The following is a 25,209-nucleotide window of genomic DNA, read 5'->3' on the forward strand; positions in this document are numbered from 1 at the left end:
TGCCAAACATTGGCTCACGCCGGGACTCGTGGTTTCGTTCGCGGCTGCCTTGAGGTGCTCGCCCCACAAACGAAAACGCCCGGCTAAGGCCGGGCGTTGTTACTCGGGGCAGTCTTACTTATCGTCAGTTTCAGCCGGAACATTAGCCTTTTCGCTGCCGCCCTCGACCTCTTCCTTCATCCGCTTCAGGCCCAGGTGACGCACGTCGGTACCGCGCACCAGGTAGATCACCAATTCGGAGATGTTGCGTGCGTGGTCGCCAATACGCTCCAGCGAACGCAGGGCCCAGATCACGCTAAGCACCCGCGAAATCGAGCGCGGGTCTTCCATCATGTAGGTGACCAGCTCGCGCAGCGCGGTCTTGTACTCGCGGTCGATAGTCTTGTCGTACTGTGCTACCGACAGCGCCAGATCGGCATCGAAACGGGCAAAGGCATCCAGGGCATCACGCACCATGTTGCGCACCTGATCACCGATGTGCCGGACTTCGACGTAACCACGTGGCGACTCGCCTTCTTCGCACAACTGAATGGCCCGGCGGGCGATCTTGGTCGACTCGTCACCAATACGCTCCAGGTCGATTACCGACTTGGAAATGCTGATGATCAGACGCAGGTCGGAAGCGGCAGGCTGACGACGAGCGAGAATGCGCACACATTCCTCGTCGATGTTGCGCTCCATCTGGTTGATCTGCTCATCGACTTCCCGCACCTGCTGGGCAAGGCCGGAGTCGGCCTCGATCAGCGCAGTGACTGCGTCGTTAACCTGCTTCTCGACCAGGCCGCCCATCGCCAGGAGGTGGCTGCGAACCTCTTCGAGTTCGGCGTTGAACTGCTGGGAGATATGGTGGGTAAGGCTGTCTTTATTGATCATGAGAAATCCTTGGAGCGTCCGGTAAGTGCGATCAGGCGGCGTTCAATCATTGAAACCTAGCCATACCGACCGGTGATGTAATCTTCGGTCTGCTTCTTCGCCGGGTTGGTGAACAGCGTGTCGGTATCACCAAACTCGATCAGCTTGCCCATGTACATGAACGCGGTGTAGTCGGAGACCCGCGCCGCCTGTTGCATGTTGTGGGTAACGATGACGATGGTGTACTTGGACTTCAGCTCGTAGATCAGTTCTTCGACTTTCAGTGTCGAAATCGGGTCGAGTGCCGAGCACGGTTCGTCGAGCAGCAATACTTCTGGCTCTACGGCGATGGTACGGGCAATCACCAGACGCTGCTGCTGACCACCGGACAGACCCAGCGCCGACTCGTGCAGACGGTCTTTGACCTCTTCCCACAGGGCTGCGCCCTTGAGTGCCCACTCCACCGCTTCGTCGAGCACGCGCTTTTTGTTGATACCCTGGATGCGCAGGCCGTAGACCACGTTTTCATAGATGGTCTTAGGGAACGGGTTAGGCTTTTGGAACACCATACCAACCCGGCGGCGCAGCTCGGCAACGTCTTCGCCTTTGCGGTAGATGTTGTTGCCGTAGAGGTTGATCGCGCCGTCAACACGGCAACCGTCAACCAGGTCGTTCATGCGGTTGAAGGTACGCAGCAAGGTCGACTTACCGCAGCCGGACGGGCCGATGAAGGCTGTCACGCGCTGTTTCGGGATGTTCATACTGACGTCGAACAAGGCTTGTTTTTCGCCGTAGTACAGGCTCAGACCCGGCACTTCGATGGCCACGGTTTCATCAGCCAATTGCAGGCTCTGCTTGGTGCGACCCAGGGCCGACATATCGATGCCGTGGGCGTGGGATTCATGCTGCATGGTCAGACTCCATACGCTATCAATTTCGTTTCATCGAACCGCCCGGCACAACACACAGGCGGCACTTGCAAAATGTTGTATCGATCAATGATCCAGCGCTTTGTACTTCTCGCGCAGGTGGTTACGAATCCATACCGCCGACAGGTTGAGCGTGGCGATTACTAGCACCAGCAGCAACGCAGTGGCATAAACCAGCGGCCGCGCAGCCTCGACGTTGGGGCTCTGGAAGCCGACGTCGTAGATGTGGAAGCCCAGGTGCATGATTTTCTGGTCCAGGTGCAGGTACGGGTAGTTGCCGTCCACTGGCAGTGATGGCGCCAGTTTCACTACACCCACCAGCATCAGCGGTGCCACTTCACCTGCGGCACGAGCCACGGCGAGAATCATGCCGGTCATCATCGCCGGGCTGGCCATTGGCAGGACGATCTTCCACAGCGTCTCCGCCTTGGTCGCACCCAGTGCCAACGAACCTTCGCGGACTGTACGCGGGATACGCGCCAAACCTTCTTCAGTGGCCACAATCACCACCGGTACCGCCAGCAACGCCAGGGTCAGCGAGGCCCAGAGCAGGCCCGGAGTGCCAAGGGTCGGCGCAGGTAATGCCTCAGGGAAGAACAGCTGGTCAAGCGAGCCACCCAGTACATAGACAAAGAAGCCCAGACCAAACACACCGTATACGATGGCCGGAACACCGGCGAGGTTGTTCACCGCGATACGAATCAAACGAGTGACCGGCCCCTGACGCGCATACTCACGCAGGTACACCGCCGCCAGCACGCCGAACGGGGTGACGATCACGGCCATGATCAGGGTCATCATCACGGTACCGAAGATGGCCGGGAAGATTCCGCCTTCGGTATTGGCTTCACGCGGGTCGTCGCTGAGGAACTCCCAGACCTTGGCGAAGTACACACCCATCTTGGTGAAAAAGCCCATGCCATTAGGCTGGTAGGCGTGAACCACCTTGCTCAGGTTGATCTCGACCTCACGGCCGTTGCCATCCTTTGCAACCAGGCTGTCACGACCGAAGTCCTGGTGCAGGCTACCAAGACGCTCTTCGATGGCCTTGTAGCGGTTGTTCAGCTCGGCGCGTTCGGCATCCATGTCTGCCTGGGCAGCCGCATCGAGCTTACCGGCAAGTTCCAGCTTACGGGCCTGCAGGCGCAAACGCTCAAGGCCGTAGTTGATGGCGCCGATGTCCTTCTTCTCAAGCTGTTGCAGCTCGCCAGCCAGCTTGTCAGCACGTTTGAGGCGCGCCTGCAGCTCGGTCCACGCAGCCTGGCCCTCAGCGACAACCTTGCCGTTTTCCTTGACGCTGACCAGGTAGCCGTAGAAGTTACCCCACTCACGACGCTCCAGTGCAATCAGGTCGACCGGCTTTTGTTGATCGATCAGCCATTCGCCAACCACCCAAGTGAAGTCGCTGCCATTGAGGTCACGGTTGCCGACCTTGATCAGCTCACGGGTCATGAACTCCGGACCCTCGTCCGGCACCGGCAAGCCGGCACCTTTGAGACGCGCGCGTGGCACTTCTTCCTTCTGCACCACTTCGCCGACGACGATATGATTCGCCTGGCCCGGTACGTTGTAGCTGGCCTGAATCAGGTCAGCCGGCCAGAAGTGGCCCAGACCGCGTACGGCGATCACCGAGAGCAGACCAATGGTCATGATCACAGCGATGGCGACGGCGCCACCGCTGATCCAGACGCCAGGGGCGCCGCTCTTGAACCAGCTTTTGAGGGAATCCTTTTTCACGGATCTCTACCTTTCTATCAAAGCGACGAGTATTTCTTGCGCAGACGCTGGCGAATCAGCTCGGCCAAGGTGTTCATCACGAAGGTGAACATCAGCAGCACCAGCGCGGCGAGGAACAGCACGCGGTAGTGACTGCCACCGACTTCCGACTCCGGCATCTCAACGGCAACGTTGGCGGCCAGGGTGCGCATACCTTCGAACAGGTTCAGCTCCATGACCGGGGTGTTGCCGGTGGCCATCAGTACGATCATGGTTTCGCCAACAGCACGGCCCATACCGATCATCAGTGCCGAGAAAATGCCCGGGCTGGCGGTGAGGATGACCACACGGGTCAGGGTCTGCCATGGCGTTGCACCCAGCGCCAGGGAGCCCAGAGTCAGGCTGCGCGGCACGCTGAACACGGCGTCTTCGGCAATCGAATAAATGTTCGGAATCACCGCGAAACCCATGGCAATACCGACTACCAGGGCATTGCGCTGGTCGTAGGTGATGCCCAAATCGTTGGTAATCCACAGGCGCATGTCGCCGTCGAAGAACCAGGTCTCCAGGAAGGGGCTCATGTACAGCGCGAACCAACCTGTGAAGAGGATCACCGGGATCAGGATCGCCGCTTCCCAGCCATCCGGAACCCGCAGGCGGATCGACTCAGGCAGACGGCTCCAGGTGAAACCGGCAACCAGGATGCCAATCGGCATCAGCAGGAACAGGCTGAACACACCCGGCAAGTGCCCTTCCAGGTACGGCGCCAGGAACAAGCCAGCGAAGAAACCGAGAATTACGGTTGGCATTGCCTCCATCAGCTCAATCACCGGCTTGACCTTGCGGCGCATGCCCGGGGCCATGAAGTAGGCGGTGTAGATGGCTGCGGCAATGGCCAGCGGTGCAGCCAGGATCATGGCGTAGAACGCCGCTTTCAAGGTGCCGAAGGTCAGAGGCGAAAGGCTCAGCTTGGGTTCGAAGTCGGTGTTCGAGGCGGTCGACTGCCAGACATACTTCGGCTCGTCATAGTTCTCGTACCAGACCTTGCTCCACAACGCGCTCCAGGACACTTCCGGGTGCGGGTTCTTCAGGGTCAGGGGCAGAAGCTTGCCGCCTTCTTCGATGATGATGCGGTTAGCACGTGGCGACAGGCTCAGAATGCCAGCGCCTTCGGCGACCGGTTCGACCAGCAAGGTACGATGCGCGGTGCTGTGGAACACGCCAAGCTCGCCGCTGGCATCCAGGGCCACGAAGCCCTTGCGACGCTCTTCGGCATCGATCTGGACGATTGGCGCCTTGCCCATCTGGAACTCGCGGATGCGCTTGAAGCGTTGTTCGCCATCCGGGTCGCGGGCCATGAACCACTGGGCCAAGCCACCTTTGGAGTCGCCAATGATCAGCGAGATACCGCCGACCAACTGGTTGCTGGCAGTCACTTCGGCGTTGCCGTCGTCCAGCAACTTGTAGCGGCCATTGAGGCTCTTGTCACGCAAGCTGAAGACGTCCGCCTGCGCGCGACCATTGATCACATACAGCCACTGCTGACGCGGATCGATGAAGATCGCTTTGACCGGCTCGGTCATCTGCGGCAGGTCAATGCGGCTCTGCTCGCTGGTAACCTCGCCGGTCATCATGTTTTCTTCGCGGCTCAGCGAAATCACCTGCAGGTGCGCGCCAGTGGAACCGGCAACCACCAGGGTTTCACCGTTCACATTGAGGCTGACATGCTCAAGCGCACGGCCCTGCTCGTCGAGTACGAACGGTTCCTGACCATACGGGAAGTCGATGGCCGGGCTGATGGTCTTCTTGTTGTCCGGGTAGGTGATCTTGTAGCTGTGGCTGAACGCCAGTGCCTGACCATTGGACAAGCCCAGCACCACCAGCGGGTTGCCCGGCTGGTCGGTGCCAATAGAAGTTACCTGAGTACCTGCAGGCACCGGCAGGTCAACGCGCTTGAGTTCAGCACCCGTCTTGGTGTCGAAGAACAGCGCCTGCCCCTTGTCGGACACACGCATGCCGACCAAATTCTGCTCTTCCAGAGCAATCATCAGCGGCTTGCCGGCATCCTGGCTCAGCCAGGTCGGCTCCAGCGCTTTCTTGCTGGTCAGCGTGGCACCCTGGAACAGGGGCACGACCACGTAGGCCAGGTAGAAGAAGATCAAGGTAATCGCTGCCAACACGGCAAGCCCGCCCACCAGTACATACCAGCGAGTCAGGCGATCCTTGAGCGCACGCAAGCGACGCTTGCGCTGCAGTTCGGGCGTATTGAAATCAATCCGCACGGGGGGAGAATTTTGGGTCATGGTGGAGTTGGCCAGATCATTCATGCGCACACCCTAGCGGTCCCGTATGACAAAAACATGACAATGCAGTGACGCAAAAAAGCCCGCCGCTCAGAAACGCCTGGCAGCGGACTCGCAATTTGCGGCAGGATCCGGTCATTTCCAGACCCCGCCTAGCTCACACTTAGTTTGCTGCGACGCCTTTAGTGGCGTGGTTCAGGCCCAGGTCAGCCAGGGCTTTTTCGGCCACTTTGGCAGGCAATGGGATGTAACCGTCCTTCACAACAACTTGCTGGCCTGCTTGCGACAGCACCAGTTTGACGAACTCAGCTTCCAGCGGGGCCAGAGGCTTGTTCGGTGCCTTGTTGACGTAGACGTAGAGGAAACGCGACAGCGGGTAGGTACCGTTCAGGGCATTGGCTTCGTTGTCTTCAACGAACGCGCCACCTTCCTTCTTGGCCAGAGGCACGGTTTTAACGCTGGCGGTCTTGTAGCCGATGCCCGAGTAACCGATGCCGTTCAGCGAGCTGCTGATCGACTGCACGACCGAAGCCGAACCTGGTTGCTCGTTGACGTTAGGCTTGAAGTCACCTTTGCACAGGCCTTCTTCCTTGAAGTAGCCATAAGTGCCGGATACCGAGTTACGACCGAACAATTGAACCGGCTTGTTGGCCAGGTCGCCCGTCACACCCAGGTCACCCCAGGTTTTCACGTCGGCCTTGGCACCGCACAGGCGGGTCGAAGAGAAGATCGCGTCGACCTGGGACATGGTCAGGCCTTTGATTGGGTTGTCCTTGTGCACAAATACGGCCAGGGCATCGACGGCAACCGGGATAGCGGTTGGCTTGTAGCCGTACTTCTGCTCGAACGCCTGCAGCTCGACGTCCTTCATTTTGCGGCTCATTGGGCCGAGGTTGGCGGTGCCTTCGGTCAGCGCCGGTGGCGCGGTGGAGGAACCGGCAGCCTGAATCTGGATGTTTACGTTCGGGTATTCCTTCTTGTAGGCCTCAGCCCACAGAGTCATAAGGTTCGCCAGGGTATCGGAACCGACGCTGGAGAGGTTGCCCGACACACCGGTGGTCTTGGTGTAGGTCGGAATAGCAGGGTCAACAGCGGCGACCGCATTGGCGGTGGCAACGCCAGCGGCGACGAAAGTCAGGGCCGCCATCAAACGCTTCAGTTTCATGCCTTACTCCTAGCAGGAATTGGGGTGAGATGGATCGGGCCCAAGTATCTGCAGGCCGCATGACTACTCTATGAATGGAATATGACAATTAGATGAAAGGCCATCATCGAATCTCGAGGATGGCCTTTTCAAAATGTTGCGAGGGTTGCGCTAGAGCGGCGTCAGCGTTTCTTGGCCAGCAGATAGAGGCCAACCAGCAGACCAATGGTGCAAATTCCGGCGACGTAATAGGCCGGTGCCATAGGGCTGAGTTTGAGCAGGGCGGTCACTACCATCGGGGTCAGACCACCGAAGATTGCGTAAGCCAGGTTGTAAGAAAAAGACAGACCGCTAAAACGCACCACGGGTGGGAAGGCCTTGACCATCACGTAGGGCACGGCGCCGACGATGCCGACACACAAGCCCGTCAGGGCATACAGCGGGAACATCCACTCAGGATGGGTTGGCAGGCTGTGGTAGAAGGTCCAGGACGAAATCAGCAGCAACAGGCTGCCGACGATGAACACCCGGCCGGCACCCAAGCGATCTGCGAGTGCTCCCGTGCCAATGCAGCCCAGGCTAAGCAGGACAATCGCCAGGCTGTTGGCCTTGAGCGAATCAGTCGGGCTGACCTGATAGAGGCTCTGCAGCAGTGCCGGGGTCATCAGAATAACCACTACAATGCCGGCCGACAGCAGCCAGGTCAGCAGCATCGAGATGACAATGGCGCCCCGGTGGTCACGCAATACCGCACGCAGCGGTACTTCATCGGCCAGCGCCTTGCGCGCCTGCATTTCAGCAAATACCGGTGTTTCGTGCAGCCAGCGGCGCAGGTACACCGCGAAGAAGCCGAACACCCCGCCGAGCAGGAATGGAATTCGCCATGCGTAGTCAGCGACTTCCTCCGGGGTATAGATACTGTTGATCAGTGTGGCCACCAACGAACCCAAAAGGATCCCGGCGGTAAGCCCGGCAGTCAGAGTGCCGCAGGCATAGCCCGTATTGCGTGCAGGCACATGCTCGGAAACGAACACCCAGGCACCTGGCACCTCCCCTCCAATCGCTGCGCCCTGGATCACCCGCATCAGCAGCAACAGGATTGGTGCCCACATGCCGATCTGCGCGTAGGTTGGCAGCAGGCCCATGATCAGCGTCGGTACGGCCATCATGAAAATGCTCAGGGTGAACATCTTCTTGCGCCCCAACAGGTCGCCGAAGTGGGCCATGACGATGCCACCCAGCGGCCGCGCCAGGTAACCGGCGGCAAAAATCCCAAACGTTTGCATCAACCGTAGCCATTCCGGCATATCGGCAGGGAAAAATAGCTTGCCGACCACCGTGGCGAAGAATACGAAAATAATGAAATCGTAGAACTCCAGCGCACCGCCCAAAGCGGAAAGCGACAGGGTCTTATAGTCACTGCGGGTGAGCGGCCTCGAAGGCTGCGCGATACTGCCGGGCACGGAGGTCATAGGTCTCTCTTATTGGTATCTCTTTATTGATACTGCAGGCCGTCTGAGACGCGTGTTTCAGCCTGGGAAGCCCCGAACGATAGCAAATTGCCGGAAAAAGCACATAGCAGTACATTTTCAATACAAGTATTCATGACGCCATGGTCGTCGTTGCGCTTTCGCCTCTATATACTGCCCGCTTGTAGGAAAAGGTTGGGTCATATGAAGGATGTTGTGCGAAAACGCCGCTAGATATGCTTAGTCGGTTTCGCAGAGTTTCCCTTCGCCGCCTGGCAAAGCGAAAGCAGCGTAGTATGGTTGTGCTGAATCGTTTTTCGAGGCGTCTGTATTAGCGCCAACCAACGAAGCGTCACGGGTCAGAGGCACCCCCGGCATGATTGAACTCGAACAAGAAGATCCTATTCCGCAAGGCGACCTGGCCTTGCAAATCACTGCACTACCGCGTGAAACCAATGGTTTCGGCGACATCTTTGGCGGCTGGCTGGTCGCTCAGATGGACTTGGCCGGCACCGCCATGGCCAGTCGCGTCGCCGGTGGCCGCGTTGCTACCGTGGCGATCGATCGTATGGCTTTCCTGGTCCCTGTCGCCGTTGGCGCCCAGTTGTCCTTCTATACCCAGACCCTGGAAATCGGCCGCAGCTCGATCCAGATGATGGTCGAGGTGTGGAGCGACGACCCGCTGTCCAGCGAATGGCGCAAAGTGACTGAAGCGGTATTTGTGTTCGTTGCCATCGATGGCAGCGGCCGTACCCGTTCGGTTCCTCCTCGTCGCTGAGTCGCCTGCGCGGTAAACTCGAAGGCATGCAAGCGGTCCAAAACCGTACGGCAAACCAACGAGATCAAGCGCATGTCCACACCCAAGGTCGAATCCGAACAGCACGGCGAGCTCAATTGCTGGCGCATCACCACTGACAGTGCCGAACTGCTGGTCGCCCAGCAGGGCGCGCAGGTGTTGAGCTACCAGCGACTCGGCGAGCCGCCGTTGCTGTGGTTAAGCGAACAGGCCATCTTCAAGCAGGGCAAATCCGTGCGTGCCGGGGTACCGGTGTGCTGGCCCTGGTTTGGCCAACTGAGTCGCAATCCGCAGGCGGTGCAGGCCATGTATCAAGGCGCTGAGCCACCTGCTCATGGCCTGGTCCGCGGTCGCGACTGGCAATTGTTGGGGATTGCTGAAACAGGCGATACGGTGCGGGTTGATTTCAATCTACCCGACACCCAAGGCGACCTCCCAGGCTGGCCACACAATGTCGAGCTGAAACTGAGCATCGTATTGGGCGAGCAGCTGACAATCGCCCTCACCAGCTACAACCTCGACAACGTGCCCGTGACCATCAGCCAGGCGCTGCACAGCTACTTTGCAGTCAGCGATGTGCGTGAGGTGAACGTCGAAGGTGTCGATGGCTTGCACTATATCGAAACCCTGGCCGACTGGGAGTCACGCGCCCAGCAAGGCGACTTGGGTTTTGCTGGTGAAACCGACCGCATTTACCTGCAGGCGCCTAAGAAGCTAAGCATTGTCGATCCAGCCTGGAATCGGCGCATCCATCTGAGCAGTAGCGGTTCGCGCTCTGCAGTCATTTGGAACCCCTGGACGGATCGCGCGGCGCAACTGACTGACATGGCCAACGATGGCTGGCAGCGCATGCTGTGTATCGAGACAGCCAATGTGTGGGACGACGTGGTCACTTTGGCGCCGGGGGCTACCCATACACTGAGTCTGACCCTCGGTAGCGAACCGCTCTAGCCCGCACTCAGCGGGCTCCTACACAATCTGGCACGCTTTCAAAGATCAGCGTCTTCCACAACCCGTACCTTGTCAGCATCCATTGCGTAGGCGGCATCTGCCAGGTCATTGCTGACCTTCTCCACCTTCAATGTGCCGTTGACCCACAACGGTGTATAGATATCCTCAAGCTTCAGGCCCTTGGGGTATCGCACCAGCACCAGCTGGTTTGGCGGCGGCGGTGGGACGTGAATGCAGGCGCCCGGATAGGGCACGAGAAAGAACAACGTGCTGTTGCCCTTGGCATCACTTTCCAATGGCACCGGATAACCACCCAGACGGATGTGCTTGCCATTCATGGCAGGCACGGTCTTGCTCGAATACATCACCGCCGGCAAGCCCTTGGCCTGCTTCATGCCACCTTTCTCGGTGAAGGTGCCCATGGCTTCCGGGGAGTTGTGATCGATTTCGGGCATCAGCTCCAACGCTTTCTGGTCCGACTTGGGCATGAGCTCCAGCCAGTCGGTTTCAGCCAGCTCGGCGCGGGCAAGGCTACTGATGAGCAGCAAAGAAAGCAGTAGTACACGGCGCATGAGAATGCTCGGCAACAGGAATTGCCGAGCATTCTAGCCTGTCATCAGTTCTTTTTGACCATGGCGTAGATCACCAGAAGAACGACCGCACCCACCAGCGCACCCAGGAAGCCTGCACCCTCTCCGGCCTGGTAGATGCCCAGCGCCTGGCCGCCATAGGTCGCCGCGAGCGAACCGGCAATGCCGAGGAGAATGGTCATGATCCAGCCCATGCTGTCGTCGCCAGGCTTTAGAAAGCGCGCTAGCAGACCGACAATCAGGCCGATGAAGATAGTTCCGATGATACCCATGGCAATCCCTCTGAATGAAATAGCGCACGCCAAAGCCTAGTCAGCGCTTTGGCATCCTGCCATCAGAGGGATCGCGAAGAAGGAAGGTTCCCTCTTCAGCCTTGGATCAGGGCTTCGACCTGCTGGATTTTCTGTTCCAGAGTCTCCATGTCGGCACAACGCAGGGTGGCGTGACCGACCTTGCGCCCGACCTTAAAGGCCTTGCCGTAGTGATGCAGGTGGCATTCATCGATGGCAATCACTTTGTCCACCGCTGGCACTTCACCGATGAAATTGAGCATCGCGCTCTCACCGACCTTGGCGGTCGAACCCAGCGGCAGGCCGGCAACGGCGCGCAGGTGGTTTTCGAACTGGCTACACTCGGCGCCTTCGATGGTCCAGTGCCCGGAGTTGTGCACACGCGGGGCGATTTCGTTGGCTTTAAGGCCACCGTCGACCTCGAAGAACTCGAACGCCAGCACGCCGACATAGTCGAGCTGCTTGAGCACGCGGCCGGCGTAGTCTTCGGCCAAGCCCTGGAGCAGATGATCTTCACTGGCAACCGACAAGCGCAAAATGCCGTTCTCGTGGGTGTTGTGCACCAACGGATAGAAACGAGTTTCGCCATCACGGGCACGCACAGCGATCAGCGACACTTCACCGGTGAACGGTACAAAGCCTTCCAGCAGGCAAGGAACGCTACCCAGTTCAGCGAAAGTGCCGACAACATCCTCGGCAGTTCGCAGTACTTTCTGGCCTTTTCCGTCATAACCCAGGGTGCGGGTTTTAAGCACAGCCGGCAGGCCAATGCTCGCCACCGCGGCGTCCAGGTCGGCTTGCGACTGGATGTCGGCGAATGACGGAGTAGGAATGCCCAGATCCTTGAACATGCTCTTTTCGAACCAGCGATCGCGGGCGATGCGCAGCGACTCGGCACTTGGATAGACCGGGACGAATTGCGACAGGAAGGCCACGGTTTCAGCCGGGACACTTTCGAACTCGAAGGTGACCAAGTCGACTTCGTCGGCCAATTGGCGCAGATGGTCCTGGTCGCCGTAATCGGCACGCAGGTGCTCGCCCAGCGGCGCGGCGCAGGCGTCCGGCGCAGGGTCGAGGAAGGCGAAGTTCATGCCCAGCGGGGTACCTGCCAGGGCCAACATGCGACCCAGCTGGCCGCCACCGATTACACCGATTTTCATGCGATTGACCTCAAGCCTGGCGCGGATCTGGATTGTCCAGAACGTTGTCTGTCTGCTCAGCGCGGAACTGTTTGAGTACCGCGTGGAACTGCGGATGCTTGGCGCCAAGGATGCTCGCCGAAAGTAGCGCGGCGTTGATTGCACCGGCCTTGCCAATAGCCAGGGTGGCCACCGGAATACCCGCTGGCATCTGCACGATCGACAGCAGCGAGTCGACGCCCGAAAGCATCGACGACTGTACCGGAACGCCCAAGACAGGCAGGTGGGTCTTGGCGGCGCACATGCCTGGCAGGTGGGCAGCGCCACCGGCACCAGCGATGATCACCTCGATGCCACGGCCTTCGGCCTCTTCGGCATACTGGAACAGCAGGTCCGGGGTGCGGTGGGCAGAAACCACCTTGACCTCGTAGGGAATGCCGAGTTTTTCCAGCATATCGGCGGTGTGGCTAAGGGTGGACCAATCGGACTTGGAGCCCATGATCACGCCAACCAGTGCACTCATCGTCGAGCCTCTTCTCTTGGGCGCCCGCAGGCGCGTCAAAAAACAACAAGCCACGCGGGACAACCGGCGTGGCTTGTTATACGAATTAGGGCCGGCTGAAACCGACCGAAGGCCGCGCAGTATATCGTAACCAGGTGCGTTTAAGGCACCCCGGCGACCAACTGTGGGGCCTTATTTTTCGGGGCTTTGGCTGACTTTCAAGTCAAGCTGCTGTTGAAGGCCCACCCTCCAGCTTGCGCCAGAGCAGGCGCACGTTCGCCTTGCGCACCAGCGCGCAGCGATACAGGCGAATTTCCAGCGGCACGTGCCACTGGCTGCCGCCGCAGATCACCAACTCACCACGCTCAAGTTCGGCGCGCGCCGAAAGCCGCGGTACCCAGGCAATACCCAGGCCTTCCAGGGCCATGCTTTTGAGGCTGTCGGCCATCGCCGTTTCATACACTGTAGTGAACCGCAGGGCGCGCTGACGCAGCAGCAGATTGACCGAGCGCCCAAGGAACGCACCAGCGCTATACGCCAGTAACGGCACACTACCCTCGCCTTCGAGGTCGAACAGTGGCTTGCCGTCGGCGTCGGCGGCACACACCGGCAGCATTTCAGTGTTGCCCATGTGCAGCGAAGGGAAGATCTCCGCGTCCATCTGCAAGGCAGCGTCGGGGTCATAGAACGCCAGCATCAGGTCGCAGCCGCCTTCACGCAAAGCATGCACCGCGTCGCCAACGTTGGTCGCCACCAGGCGAGTGGCAATGTTCAGGCCATCGTTACGCAACTGGGCGATCCAGCGCGGAAAGAAGCCCAAGGCCAGCGAGTGCGCTGCGGCAACCTGAATCACCTCACCCTGCCCGCCTTCCAGGTGATGCAAATGGCGCAGCACTTCGCCCAGCTGATCGACCACAGTCCGCGCCGTCACCAGAAATAACTGACCCGCTGCGGTCAGCTCGATCGGCGTGCGTGAGCGGTTAACCAAGGTCAGCCCCAGCGCCGCCTCGAGGCTGCGAATGCGCCGGCTGAAGGCCGGCTGGGTCACGAAGCGGCGCTCAGCCGCTTGGGAAAAGCTGCGGGTCGCCGCCAGGGCACTGAAGTCTTCCAGCCATTTGCTTTCGAGGTTCATCTGTCTCTCCAGGCGCGCACCAAAATGGCACACGCTCGAATGTCGGTTGGCGTCACATCAACCATTATGCCGTTTGTGCATAGGTTAGCGTGCAACAGCATTGGCCGCAAAATCGGCGCAGGCCTAGGATTAGCGCCATTCCGGCATGTGCCGGGCCTAACTCGAGATGATATTTATCATGTCCGCTGCTGCATCGTTCCGCGTCGAAAAAGACCTGCTTGGCACCCTTGAAGTCCCAGCTGATGCCTACTACGGCATCCAGACCCTGCGCGCTGCCAACAACTTCCACCTCTCCGGTGTGCCGCTGTCGCATTACCCTAAATTGGTTGTGGCCCTGGCCATGGTCAAACAGGCTGCTGCCGACGCCAACCGTGAGCTGGGTCACCTGAGCGATGCCAAGCACGCCGCCATCAGCGAGGCTTGCGCCCGTCTGATTCGCGGTGACTACCACGAGCAGTTCGTGGTCGACATGATTCAAGGCGGTGCTGGTACTTCTACCAACATGAACGCCAACGAAGTGATCGCCAACATCGCGCTGGAGGCCATGGGCCACCAGAAAGGCGAGTACAAGTACCTGCACCCGAACAACGACGTAAACATGGCGCAGTCGACCAACGACGCCTACCCAACGGCGATCCGCCTGGGTCTGCTGCTCGGTCACGACGCCCTGCTGGCCAGCCTCGACAGCCTGATTCAGGCCTTCGCTGCCAAAGGCAAGGAATTCGACCACGTACTGAAGATGGGCCGTACCCAGCTGCAGGATGCCGTGCCGATGACCCTGGGCCAGGAATTCCGCGCCTTCGCCACCACCATGACCGAAGACCTGCAGCGCTTGCGCTCGCTGGCTCCGGAACTGCTGACCGAAATCAACTTGGGTGGTACCGCCATCGGCACCGGCATCAACGCCGACCCTGGCTACCAGGCCCTGGCCGTACAGCGTCTGGCGACCATCAGCGGCCAGCCGCTGGTACCAGCTGCCGACCTGATTGAAGCCACCTCGGACATGGGCGCTTTCGTCCTGTTCTCGGGCATGCTCAAGCGTACTGCGGTCAAACTGTCGAAGATCTGTAATGACCTGCGCCTGCTGTCCAGCGGCCCACGTACCGGCATCAACGAGATCAACCTGCCAGCGCGTCAGCCAGGCAGCTCGATCATGCCAGGCAAGGTCAACCCGGTCATTCCGGAAGCAGTCAACCAAGTGGCCTTCGCCATCATGGGTAACGACCTGGCCCTGACCGTCGCTGCCGAAGGCGGTCAACTGCAACTGAACGTGATGGAGCCGCTGATCGCTTACAAGATCTTCGACTCGATCCGCCTGCTGCAGCGCGCCATGGACATGCTGCGCGAGCACTGCATCGTCGGCATCACCGCCAACGAACAGCGCTGCCGTGAACTGGTCGAACACTCGATCGGCCTGGTCACCGCCCTGAACCCTTACATCGGCTACGAAAACGCCACCCGTATCGCCGCCATCGCCCTGGAAAGTGGCCGTGGTGTGCTGGAACTGGTTCGCGAGGAAGGCCTGCTGGACGAAGAGATGCTCAACGACATCCTGCGTCCGGAAAACATGATTGCTCCGCGTCTGGTTCCGCTCAAAGCGTAACCGATGCTGTAAAACGCTCACCAGGTCGAGGGACTAGACACCTCTCACCTTTTGAGGGCCCAGGGATCACTCCCCGGGCCCTTTTTTTTTGCGCCATCAGCGGCAGCACTTGCTGTAGCCGCTGCCGAGGTACGAGGCTGCGATCGACTGCAGAGCAGTCGCAACTCGGGCACCTCGTTGGACCTGGCGAATCGCGGTGACCTGGTCTTGCGGCCGTTTCACGCCCGATCGCAGCCTCACGGCAGCGGCTACAAGAGGCCAGTTCAGACAGTTGCTCCCCCGGCCCCACAAAAAGCAGCGACAAATCGCGAGACTGTAGGTGTTTTCTGTAGGACCGTTCTGAATCATACTTTCGGCGCCGTTGCTCTGTTGTACCAGGCCCTTCATGGGCCTAGGCTGCTGCCGTCGTTGGAAAATCCAACGATCGGATTTAGCAGTCCGGAACATTCATATGAGGTCGACGGCACACCGCTGAAATGGCGGTTGTACGTGGGGCGCCTTCGGGTGCGCCGGGTTCCTCTGTGACCGGTCTGCTAACCCGCGTACAGCTGCCACCCTTCGTTTAGCAGCGAAGTCTGGTTGCTTCACTTTTACATAGAGGCTAACCATGAAAAAGATCGTCCCCGATCCACCCATTCTCGACCTTTCTCACGCAACCACCGCCAACACTCCGTTCGGCACCAACCTCATGTTCAACGTCCGCGAAGGCATACCCGCCGAAGAAGCTTTGCTTCACGCTTGCCAACTGCTGCGTTGTGCCGAAGCCACGGTGAGCGATGCGCTTGATCATCTCACGCACAACGACCGCTCCCTCGTCTCGGGTGCCGGCCAGCATATCGAGGCGGCGCATGCGCTGATCGATGCAGTGCTTGATGGCGTTGGTGTGCAACGGATCTTCACTCCCCATTAACCGTACCGCTGTTTCTGTGGGAGCTGGCCTTGCCTGCGATGCAAACACCGCGCAATAGCTGACACCGCAACGCTGACAGCCTCACCACTGATGACGTAGTGTGGCTAGCCAAACCTTGGCCGACCCACGGAGACAGCACATGGCAACCGCACACCCCGCTCGCAACATTATGGTGTTGTACACCGGTGGCACCATCGGCATGCAAGCCAGCGCCAATGGCCTGACACCGGCTTCAGGCTTCGAGCAGCGGATGCGCGAGCAACTGACCGGGCTGGCTGCACTACCACAGTGGCAATTTCGTGAAATGCAGCCGCTGATCGACAGCGCCAATATGACGCCCCAGTACTGGCAGCGCCTGCACCAGGCAATCCTCGACGCCGTCGATGTCCAAGGCTGCGATGCGGTATTGGTCCTGCACGGCACCGACACCCTGGCCTACAGTGCCGCCGCCATGAGCTTCCAGCTCCTTGGCTTGCAGGCACCTGTGCTGTTCACAGGCTCCATGCTGCCAGCCGGTGTTACCGACAGTGATGCCTGGGAGAACCTTGCCGGCGCCTTGCAGGCATTGGCCCAAGGCCTGGCGCCTGGCGTGCAGCTGTATTTTCACGGCGAACTGCTCGAACCCAATCGCACCGCCAAGGTGCGCAGCTTCGGTCGGCACCCTTTCGTCACGCTCAAGCGCTTCGGTGGTGCACCCCGGGTGAAGGTGCTGCCAAAAGAGCTCGACTATCGACAGGTAAGACAGCCCGCGACAGTCGCGGTACTGCCATTGGTACCAGGCTTCGGCGCCGCACTCTTGCGAGCCGCGCTCGACAGCGGTGCCCAAGGTTTGATCCTGGAATGTTTTGGCAACGGTACCGGCCCCGCGGATAACGCAGACTTTCTCAACGCCCTGGCCCAGGCGCAAGCAAAGGGCATCGTGGTGGTAGCGATCACCCAATGCCACGAAGGTGGGGTCGAGCTGGATGTCTACGAAGCTGGCAGTCGCCTACGGCAGGTCGGCGTGTTGTCGGGTGGCGGCATGACCCGCGAAGCAGCGTTCGGCAAATTGCAGCTACTGCTCGGGGCAGGCTTGCCAACCGAAGAAGTGCGCCACCTGATTGAACTGGACCTCTGTGGAGAGCTGCGCTGATCGCGGCAAGGCACACATATTGCTCGCTTTCAGGCAGCCCTTTAGCAGGAAGCCCTCCATGCTCCACTCGCACCTCACTACCCTCAACGCCGTGTCTCTGGTTCTGCAAGCCTTTCAGGACGATGAGGTAGACGCTGCAGCGCTGCTCGAAGGGAGTGGTATAAGCCCGGCGGACCTGGGCCGCGCCGACTCGCGCATCACCACACGCCAGGAGTTGCTGGTGTGTGCCAATGCCGTGGCGCGCCGCCGTGATGTGGGCTTGGCGCTGGGCAAACGCATGCATGTTTCCTGCTACGGCATGCTCGGTTACGCCCTGCTTTCCAGTGCCACCTTAGGTGACGCTTTGCGCCTGGCGATGCAATACCCAGCACTCTTGGGAACACTTTTTCAGTTGCGCCTGATCGAAGATGGCGAGCGCATATGGTTCAGCGCCAGCAATTATCGCGAGGCCCCTCACCTGGCAGCATTCAATGCCGAGTTTTGCCTGACCTCGCTGAAAGTCATCTGCGATGACTTGCTCGGCCAATCGCTACCGCTGCTGGCGTCACGTTTTGTCCATACAGCCCCGGATTACCAGGCACTGTATGCGGACACCTTTAACTGCCCTTTGCACTTCGAGGCCAGCGACAACGCCTTTGCCTTCGAACGCCGCTGGCTAGACGCACCGCTACCCTTGGCCGATCAAATCACCCATAGAGCCATGAGTGAACGCTGCCGTCGGCAGAACCTGGAGTTCACCGGGCGCCAGGCGTGGCTGGGGCGAATCCGGCAGCTGCTGCTTGAGCAACTGCACGCTGCACCTGGCCTGGAAGGCCTGGCAAAGCAGATGAACTGCTCTTCACGCACCCTGCGTCGCCACCTGCAGGAATTGGGCAGCAGCTACCAGCAACTGCTCGATGAGCTGCGCTTCGAGCGGGCCAAGCAATTACTGGCCGAGGACCAGTTGCCGATCTATCAAATTGCCGAAGCATTAGGCTTTAGTGAAACCGCCAGCTTCCGCCACGCCTTTCTGCGCTGGAGCGGTGTCGCCCCAAGCCATTTCCGCGCCTGAGGGCGAAATCCGGACAGCCAAGCTGGCCACATCGATCCCCTTTTGGCCGTTTACGTCGTTCTGAACCGGAGCCGGTCCATCAACAATGGACCCCACGCCAGTGAACTCCCAGAGAACAACAAAATGCTGACCATTTATTCTGATGACCATCGCCTGCACCACGGCCGCTGTGAACTGATCGACGGGCAATTGATGCCATGCTTTGAAATGCCGTCGCGTGCCGACCATGTGCTGGAGCGGGTCAAAAGCCGGGAACTGGGGCCTGTGCAAGGTCCCGCAGATTTTGGCCGTGCGCCATTGCTACGGGTGCACAGCGCCGACTACCTGAATTTCTTTGAAGGTGCCTGGCAGCGCTGGGCCAGCCTTGGTCATGACGGCGACTTGCTGCCCTTCACCTGGCCAGCACGTACCTTGCGTAGCGTCAAACCAACTGGCCTGCATGGCGAACTGGGCTATTACAGCTTCGACGCCGGAGCGCCGATTACCGCAGGTACCTGGCAGGCAGCCTACAGCGCAGCGCAAGTAGCACTGACCGCCCAGGCCGCCGTGCAAGCAGGCGCCCATAGCGCCTTTGCCCTGTGCCGCCCACCAGGACACCATGCCGCCAGCGATGTTATGGGTGGTTACTGCTACCTGAACAACGCCGCAATTGCCGCCCAGGCTTTCCTCGACCAAGGGCACAGCAAAGTAGCCATCCTTGACGTCGATTATCACCACGGCAACGGCACCCAGGAAATCTTCTACCAGCGCAGCGACGTACTGTTCGCGTCCATCCATGGCGACCCGCAGGCCGAATTCCCGTTCTTCCTCGGCTATGCCGACGAACTAGGCGAAGGAGAAGGTCTGGGATACAACATCAACTATCCATTACCGGCCGGCAGTGACTGGCCAACCTGGAGCAACGCCCTGGAGCAAGCCTGCCAGCGCATCGCCGCCTATGCACCAGATGTGGTGGTGGTATCGCTTGGCGTTGATACCTTCAAGGACGACCCGATCTCCCAGTTCAAGCTGGACAGCCCCGACTACCTGCAGATGGGCGAACGCATTGCGCGTCTGGGCAAACCAACCCTGTTTGTCATGGAAGGCGGTTACGCCGTCGAGGAAATCGGGATCAATGCGGTGAATGTACTGGAAGGTTTCGAACGCGTCCGAGCATAAGCCACTTCAACCCCAGGCACGCCGCAAGCGTGCCAGGGCCTCGGCAATCTGCGCTTCGCCCACTGCGGCGAAGCCCAGCACCAATCCCGCACGGTTATCCACAGGGGTGGTCGAGTCTGGTAACCAGTAGTCGCTTAACGCATTGAGCTCGACGCCAACGGCTTCAGCTCGAGCGATCAGTTCCTGCTCACGCTCATAACTGTCGACGTCAACCTTCATATGCAGCCCCGCCGCCACTTCAGGCATCGGTCCGAGGCCTGAGATATCCACAGGCCAGCCTGCCTGCAACGTGTTGCGCCGATTCAACGAAGCGCGACGTACACGACGAATGTGTCGCTGAAAATGACCTTGGGCCATAAATTGCGCCATTACCGCTTGGGTGCCTACTTCTGAATGCCTGACCGCCAATGCTCGACAACGAGAGAAGGCCTGTACCAACTGTTGCGGCAGCACCAGATAGCCCAGACGCAACGCAGGAAAGGCGATCTTGCCGAAGGTGCCGATGTACAGCACCCTCCCACTGCGATCCAGGGCCGCCAACGGCGCCAGCGGCGCTCCGCTGTAGCGGTATTCACCGTCGTAGTCGTCCTCGATGATCCAGCCATCCTTGCGCTGTGCCCAATCCAGCAACGCCAGACGCCGCGCCAGGCTCATGGTGACTCCAGTGGGGTACTGGTGCGCAGGGGTTACGTAACTCAAGCGACAATCCGCCACGTCATGCAATGCAGCGCAGTCCAGGCCCTCATTGTCGACTGCAATACCTCGCACTTGTGCGCCGGTCAGGGCGAAGGCATTACCGGCCGCGCGATAGCCGGGGTTTTCCACAGCCACCACATCACCCGGCTCCAGCAGCAACTGTGCACAAAGGCTAATTGCCTGCTGTGCGCCACTGGTGATCACAATTTGTTCAGCGGTGCAGGAAAGCCCGCGTGATCGACGCAAATAGGCAGCAATCAGCTCGCGAAGTTGCGGTTCACCTGCAGGGTCTCCATAACCCAGCACCGCGGCATCCGGGTTGCGCCAAAATCCTGCCTGCAGCTTGGCCCAGACGTCGAAAGGGAACAGATCAAGCGCTGGTAAACCGACACGAAAAGCCCGCGGCGGACCGCTTTTTGGCGCAGGCAAGTGGTGCTTTTCCAGGCGCTCCAAGGGACCACTGTGGATAACTTTACTGGATAAAATCTCAGTTGTTTCAACCGATTTTGTGGATAACCCTGTGGAAAAACCCAGGGATAACCCTGTGGATACTTTTGTGGATAGTTTCGGCAGTTGACTTACATAAGTCCCGTCCCCCACCCGACTCTCGATAAAACCTTCGGCATACAGCTGGTCATAGGCACGCACCACGCTGTTGCGTGACAGGGCCAATGCAGCGGCCATGTCACGTGTGGCCGGCAATCGTGTGCCGCTGCTCAAGCGGCCATCCAATACCCGTATGCGCAATGCCTGGTAGAGCTGGCGGCTCAAACCCTGGCGACGATCAAGAACAATACCGGTGGGGTCGAATGGCAGGGTGAAAGGACGCACGCTCATGACAATGGACCTATCAAATTAGCTGGAAATGGCTCTTACCATAGACCAATAGCCTGCCTAGGATTGAGCCATTCGCCAAGGACAATCCTCATGTTCACACCTTCGAGCTACAAGGAAACCAATCTTTCCCAGCTGCAGCAGCAGATTGAACAAACCCGCCTGGCCGTGCTGGTCACCCACGGCGAACAGGGTTTGCAAGCCAGTCACCTGCCGCTGCTGCTGGATCGTAGCCAAGGCAGCAATGGCACGCTCTATGGACACTTTGCCCATGCCAACCGCCAATGGCAGGAATTGGCCAACGGCGCCGAGGCCCTGGTGGTATTTGCCGGACCCGACGCTTATGTCAGCGCTGGCTATTATCCAAGCAAGGTTGAGGACCCGCGCACCGTACCCACCTGGAACTACCTGGCCGTACACGCCTGGGGCAAAGCCGAGGTGTTTCACGATGCCGAGCGCCTGTTGGATATCGTCAGGCGTCTGAGCGACCACCATGAACAGCGCCAGGCCAAACCCTGGTCGGTGGAGGAAGCGCCTGCCGACTACATGGCCGGGATGCTCAGGGCCATCGTCGGCTTTGCCCTTCCCATTGAGCGTCTGCAAGGCACACGCAAACTCAGCCAGAACCGTTCGGCCATCGACATTGAAGGCGTACGCACGAGCCTGGCCAACAGCACCGATCCACTGGACAACCAACTGGCCGCGTTGATGCGCCAACCTTGAAGGAATCGCCCATGTCTACCGTTACCATCCGCCGAGTCACCGCCGACGACCATAGCGCCTGGCTGCCACTGTGGCAGGCCTATCAACGCTTTTACGAAACCCGAATTGCCGATGAAGTAAGCGCCGTGGCCTGGCAGCGTATGCTTGATGCCAACGAGCCGACCAACGCTGCCCTGGCCTGGGTCGACGGCAAGGCGGTGGGCATGGTCCATTGGATCTATCATCGTTCGAACTGGAGCATCGAAAACTCCTGCTACCTCCAAGACCTTTACGTGCAGAGCGAACAACGTGGTCTGGGAGTTGGCCGCCAACTGATCGAGTATGTTTACGACACCGCTCGCGAAGCAGGCTGCGCCAAGGTTCATTGGCTGACGCATGAAACCAATGCCACCGCGATCAGTCTCTACGAACAGGTCGCCGAACGGCCTGGCTTCATTCAGTTTCGCAAACCGCTGTAAGCCCAGGAGCCACCTTATGAGCGCATCGTTAAACTGGCATCCGGCCAAACGCCCCCAGCCTACAGCCTTAGTCGGACGTTTCGTTCGTTTGGAGAAACTCGATCCTCGACGAGACCGGGAAGACCTCTGGCAGGTGTTCCAAGGCCCTGAAGCCGACCCAAAACTCTGGGATTACCTGGCTTACGGCCCGTTTGCTGAGCGCGAAGACTTCGATCACTGGCTCGACAGCAATGCAGCCAGCAGCGACCCGTTGTTCTACAGCGTCATTGACCTGGCCAACGGCCAGACCCAAGGCATCCTCAGTCTGATGTCGATCGTTCCCGAGCAAGGCCGTATCGAGATCGGCCACATCGCCTTCGGTGCCGCTATGCAGCGTACGCCCAAGGGCACTGAAGCTGTGTACTTGCTCGGCAAGCGGGCATTCGAATTGGGTAACCGCCGCCTGGAGTGGAAGTGCAATAACGACAATGCCCGCTCGAAACGGGCTGCATTGCGGTTTGGCTTCACCTTCGAAGGGGTATTGCGCAAACACATGGTGATCAAGGACCGCAACCGCGACACGGCATGGTTCTCGATAACAGATGATGAGTGGCCGACGATTGCAGCGGGGTTTGAGCGCTGGCTAAGTGCTGATAATCAACGACCAGGGGGGCAACGCAGTACGCTGGAGGCTTGCCGCACTTCAGCCTGAAGTTCAGCTGACCTGGCGATCAAAGCGCTTCATCCACAAGCTCGGCTTGGCTGCCTCTTCCAGGGCTAGTTCTGCAGTCGCGACGGTGTCGATACCCAGCGCTTGCAGTGCTTTGTAGTACGAGTTCGCAGGGGCTCAGAAAACCGTTTGCTGGCTGCGCGAAGTTCAGGGACATGACGTCCTGCCACCGACCGTCTGCATATGCATTAAAATGCACATACTTTTGAAGATTTTCCCTATTTCTGCATTTAAATGCATGTACATGGGCAAAAAAAGGGGAGCAAATGCTCCCCAGAGGTTAACCGCTTGTAGATGAGGGCCTGAAAATCAGCCCTCGATCTCTATCAGGATTTCACCCGGGTTGACCCGGTCGCCCTTGGCCACATGGATGGCAGTGACCTTGCCGGCGATCGCCGCCTGTACTTCGGTCTCCATCTTCATCGCCTCGGTGATCAGCACTGGCTGACCGGCCTTGACCATGTCACCTTCCTTGACCAGTACATCAACGATGTTGCCCGGCATGGTGGTGCTGACGTGGCCCGGTGCACTGGCTTGCTTGCGCTTGCTGCTGCCACCGCCGACGAATTCGTTGAGCGGCTCGAACACCACTTCTTCCGGCATGCCGTCGATGGACAGGTAGAAGTGGCGCTTGCCTTCGGCCTTGACGCCAACACCGGTGATGTCGACGCGATAGGTTTCGCCGTGAACGTCGATCACGAACTCGGTCGGTACGCCTTCGCCACTGGCCGAAGCCACGGCGCCCGCTTCCGGAATTGGCAGCAGTACTTCAGGGGTCAGGGTGCCGGCTTCGCGCTCCTCGAGGAACTTGCGCCCGATGTCCGGGAACATGGCGAAGGTCAGCACGTCTTCTTCCGATTTAGCCAGGTTGCCGATGTCAGCACGCAACTTGGTCATTTCCGGCTTGAGCAGGTCCGCCGGACGCACATCGATCACCTCTTCGCTGCCGATGGCCTGGCGACGCAGTTGTTCATCGACCACACCCGGGGCTTTGCCGTAACCGCCCTGCAGGTACAGCTTCACCTCGTTGGTGATGGTCTTGTAGCGCTCGCCAGCCAGTACGTTGAAGAACGCCTGGGTACCGACGATCTGCGAAGTCGGGGTCACCAGCGGCGGGAAACCGAGGTCTTCACGGACCCGCGGGATCTCGGCCAGCACTTCGTTCATGCGATTGAGTGCGCCCTGCTCCTTGAGCTGGTTGGCCAGGTTGGAAATCATCCCGCCAGGGACCTGGTTTACTTGCACGCGGGTGTCGACCGCGGTGAACTCGCTTTCGAACTGGTGATACTTTTTGCGTACGGCGTAGAAGTACAGGCCGATTTCCTGCAGCAATTCCAGATCCAGGCCAGTGTCAAACTCACTGCCCTTGAGCGCCGCAACCATCGATTCGGTACCAGGATGGCTGGTGCCCCAGGCGAAGCTGGAGATGGCGGTGTCGATATGATCGGCGCCATTCTCGATGGCCTTCATCTGGCACATGGCAGCCAGGCCAGCGGTATCGTGCGAGTGAATGAACACTGGCAGCGACTGTTCAGCCTTAAGTGCCTTGACCAGTTCGCCGGTGGCGTAAGGAGTCAGCAGACCAGCCATGTCTTTGATTGCCACCGAGTCGCAACCCATGGCTTCCATCTGTTTGGCTTGAGCCACGAAAGCGTCGATGGTGTGCACTGGGCTGGTGGTGTAAGCAATAGTGCCCTGAGCGTGCTTGCCAGCAGCCTTAACAGCTTCAATGGCAACGCGCAGGTTACGCACGTCGTTCATGGCGTCGAAGATACGGAACACGTCGATACCGTTGACGGCGGCCTTGGCCACGAAAGCCTTGACCACGTCATCGCTGTAGTGGCGATAGCCGAGCAGGTTTTGCCCGCGCAGAAGCATTTGCAGACGCGTGTTAGGCAGGGCTGCGCGCAGTTTACGCAGGCGCTCCCACGGGTCTTCCTTGAGGAAGCGCACGCAAGCGTCGAAGGTCGCACCGCCCCAGACTTCCAGCGACCAGTAGCCGACTTTGTCGAGCTTGTCACAAATAGGCAGCATGTCTTCGGTGCGCATGCGGGTGGCCAGCAGGGACTGGTGGGCGTCGCGCAGGATTGTGTCGGTAACAAAGATTTTCTTGGACATTATG

The 25,209-nt window shown here is 59.4% G+C and carries 23 protein-coding genes; 10 read left to right on the top strand and 13 right to left on the bottom strand.

Annotated elements, in window-relative coordinates:
* Positions 1–114: 114 nt before the first annotated feature.
* From phoU to CX511_RS00345, 6 genes are all read right to left on the bottom strand, one after another.
* The gene (phoU, locus tag CX511_RS00320) at positions 115–873 is read right to left on the bottom strand and encodes a phosphate signaling complex protein PhoU (protein ID WP_038615977.1); all 759 of its coding nucleotides are present in this window, start codon (positions 871–873) and stop codon (positions 115–117) included.
* Between the two features lie 56 nt (positions 874–929).
* Complete coding sequence (gene pstB, locus CX511_RS00325) at positions 930–1,763, bottom strand: phosphate ABC transporter ATP-binding protein PstB (protein ID WP_045186214.1); 834 nt, start codon at positions 1,761–1,763, stop codon at positions 930–932.
* 84 nt (positions 1,764–1,847) lie between these two features.
* Positions 1,848–3,518 carry a phosphate ABC transporter permease PstA gene (pstA, locus tag CX511_RS00330; protein WP_045186215.1) on the bottom strand — a complete coding sequence of 557 codons (1,671 nt, stop codon included), beginning with the start codon at positions 3,516–3,518 and terminating at the stop codon, positions 1,848–1,850.
* Positions 3,519–3,535: 17 nt separating this feature from the next.
* Complete coding sequence (locus CX511_RS00335; protein ID WP_101293872.1) at positions 3,536–5,824, bottom strand: ABC transporter permease family protein; 2,289 nt, start codon at positions 5,822–5,824, stop codon at positions 3,536–3,538.
* A 139-nt stretch (positions 5,825–5,963) separates the two neighbouring features.
* A complete protein-coding gene (locus CX511_RS00340) occupies positions 5,964–6,965 on the bottom strand; it encodes a phosphate ABC transporter substrate-binding protein PstS (protein WP_101293871.1) in 1,002 nt (333 codons plus the stop codon).
* 161 nt (positions 6,966–7,126) lie between these two features.
* The gene (locus CX511_RS00345) at positions 7,127–8,416 is read right to left on the bottom strand and encodes an MFS transporter (RefSeq protein ID WP_045186218.1); all 1,290 of its coding nucleotides are present in this window, start codon (positions 8,414–8,416) and stop codon (positions 7,127–7,129) included.
* 373 nt (positions 8,417–8,789) lie between these two features.
* Between CX511_RS00345 and CX511_RS00350 the strand changes: the two genes are divergently transcribed.
* On the top strand, positions 8,790–9,191 hold the full coding sequence (locus CX511_RS00350; protein WP_009402429.1) for an acyl-CoA thioesterase: 402 nt from the start codon (positions 8,790–8,792) through the stop codon (positions 9,189–9,191).
* A 72-nt stretch (positions 9,192–9,263) separates the two neighbouring features.
* Positions 9,264–10,160, top strand: coding sequence for a D-hexose-6-phosphate mutarotase (locus tag CX511_RS00355; RefSeq protein WP_101293870.1), 897 nt, complete (start codon positions 9,264–9,266; stop codon positions 10,158–10,160).
* A 38-nt stretch (positions 10,161–10,198) separates the two neighbouring features.
* On the opposite strand, the gene CX511_RS00360 is transcribed toward CX511_RS00355, so the two are convergent.
* From CX511_RS00360 to CX511_RS00380, 5 genes are all read right to left on the bottom strand, one after another.
* Positions 10,199–10,732 carry a DUF3299 domain-containing protein gene (locus tag CX511_RS00360; protein ID WP_045186221.1) on the bottom strand — a complete coding sequence of 178 codons (534 nt, stop codon included), beginning with the start codon at positions 10,730–10,732 and terminating at the stop codon, positions 10,199–10,201.
* A gap of 44 nt (positions 10,733–10,776) precedes the next feature.
* Complete coding sequence (locus tag CX511_RS00365; RefSeq protein WP_045186222.1) at positions 10,777–11,022, bottom strand: GlsB/YeaQ/YmgE family stress response membrane protein; 246 nt, start codon at positions 11,020–11,022, stop codon at positions 10,777–10,779.
* A gap of 95 nt (positions 11,023–11,117) precedes the next feature.
* On the bottom strand, positions 11,118–12,200 hold the full coding sequence (locus CX511_RS00370; RefSeq protein ID WP_045186224.1) for a 5-(carboxyamino)imidazole ribonucleotide synthase: 1,083 nt from the start codon (positions 12,198–12,200) through the stop codon (positions 11,118–11,120).
* Between the two features lie 10 nt (positions 12,201–12,210).
* Positions 12,211–12,702: a 5-(carboxyamino)imidazole ribonucleotide mutase gene (gene purE, locus CX511_RS00375; protein WP_101293868.1), complete on the bottom strand. Its 492-nt coding sequence runs from the start codon at positions 12,700–12,702 to the stop codon at positions 12,211–12,213.
* 202 nt (positions 12,703–12,904) lie between these two features.
* A complete protein-coding gene (locus CX511_RS00380; RefSeq protein WP_045186227.1) occupies positions 12,905–13,813 on the bottom strand; it encodes a LysR substrate-binding domain-containing protein in 909 nt (302 codons plus the stop codon).
* Between the two features lie 178 nt (positions 13,814–13,991).
* On the opposite strand from CX511_RS00380, the gene aspA reads away from it, so the two are divergent.
* The 5 genes from aspA to CX511_RS00405 all read left to right on the top strand — a co-directional run bounded on the left by aspA (position 13,992) and on the right by CX511_RS00405 (position 19,667).
* Entirely contained in the window at positions 13,992–15,416 is a 1,425-nt protein-coding gene (gene aspA / locus CX511_RS00385) for an aspartate ammonia-lyase (protein WP_045186229.1), read from the top strand.
* Between the two features lie 607 nt (positions 15,417–16,023).
* Positions 16,024–16,326, top strand: coding sequence for a DUF6124 family protein (locus CX511_RS00390; RefSeq protein WP_052675580.1), 303 nt, complete (start codon positions 16,024–16,026; stop codon positions 16,324–16,326).
* 139 nt (positions 16,327–16,465) lie between these two features.
* The gene (locus tag CX511_RS00395; RefSeq protein WP_101293866.1) at positions 16,466–17,458 is read left to right on the top strand and encodes an asparaginase; all 993 of its coding nucleotides are present in this window, start codon (positions 16,466–16,468) and stop codon (positions 17,456–17,458) included.
* A 58-nt stretch (positions 17,459–17,516) separates the two neighbouring features.
* Complete coding sequence (locus CX511_RS00400; RefSeq protein ID WP_045186233.1) at positions 17,517–18,509, top strand: AraC family transcriptional regulator; 993 nt, start codon at positions 17,517–17,519, stop codon at positions 18,507–18,509.
* A 123-nt stretch (positions 18,510–18,632) separates the two neighbouring features.
* Entirely contained in the window at positions 18,633–19,667 is a 1,035-nt protein-coding gene (locus tag CX511_RS00405) for a histone deacetylase family protein (RefSeq protein ID WP_101293865.1), read from the top strand.
* 6 nt (positions 19,668–19,673) lie between these two features.
* Here CX511_RS00405 and pdxR read toward each other — a convergent pair whose 3' ends face one another.
* Complete coding sequence (gene pdxR / locus CX511_RS00410; protein WP_101293864.1) at positions 19,674–21,200, bottom strand: MocR-like pyridoxine biosynthesis transcription factor PdxR; 1,527 nt, start codon at positions 21,198–21,200, stop codon at positions 19,674–19,676.
* 90 nt (positions 21,201–21,290) lie between these two features.
* Between pdxR and CX511_RS00415 the strand changes: the two genes are divergently transcribed.
* From CX511_RS00415 to CX511_RS00425, 3 genes are read left to right on the top strand one after another with little or no spacing between them, the layout of a single operon-like run.
* Positions 21,291–21,920 carry an FMN-binding negative transcriptional regulator gene (locus CX511_RS00415; protein ID WP_101293863.1) on the top strand — a complete coding sequence of 210 codons (630 nt, stop codon included), beginning with the start codon at positions 21,291–21,293 and terminating at the stop codon, positions 21,918–21,920.
* 11 nt (positions 21,921–21,931) lie between these two features.
* Positions 21,932–22,378: a GNAT family N-acetyltransferase gene (locus CX511_RS00420; RefSeq protein WP_045186238.1), complete on the top strand. Its 447-nt coding sequence runs from the start codon at positions 21,932–21,934 to the stop codon at positions 22,376–22,378.
* Between the two features lie 16 nt (positions 22,379–22,394).
* On the top strand, positions 22,395–23,069 hold the full coding sequence (locus CX511_RS00425; RefSeq protein WP_045186240.1) for a GNAT family N-acetyltransferase: 675 nt from the start codon (positions 22,395–22,397) through the stop codon (positions 23,067–23,069).
* Positions 23,070–23,396: 327 nt separating this feature from the next.
* Here the strand turns inward: CX511_RS00425 and oadA are convergent, their stop codons facing one another.
* The gene (gene oadA / locus CX511_RS00435) at positions 23,397–25,205 is read right to left on the bottom strand and encodes a sodium-extruding oxaloacetate decarboxylase subunit alpha (RefSeq protein WP_045186242.1); all 1,809 of its coding nucleotides are present in this window, start codon (positions 25,203–25,205) and stop codon (positions 23,397–23,399) included.
* Positions 25,206–25,209 lie beyond the last annotated feature (4 nt).

The sequence above is a fragment of the Pseudomonas sp. S06B 330 genome, assembly GCF_002845275.2.
Taxonomy (GTDB): Bacteria; Pseudomonadota; Gammaproteobacteria; order Pseudomonadales; family Pseudomonadaceae; genus Aquipseudomonas.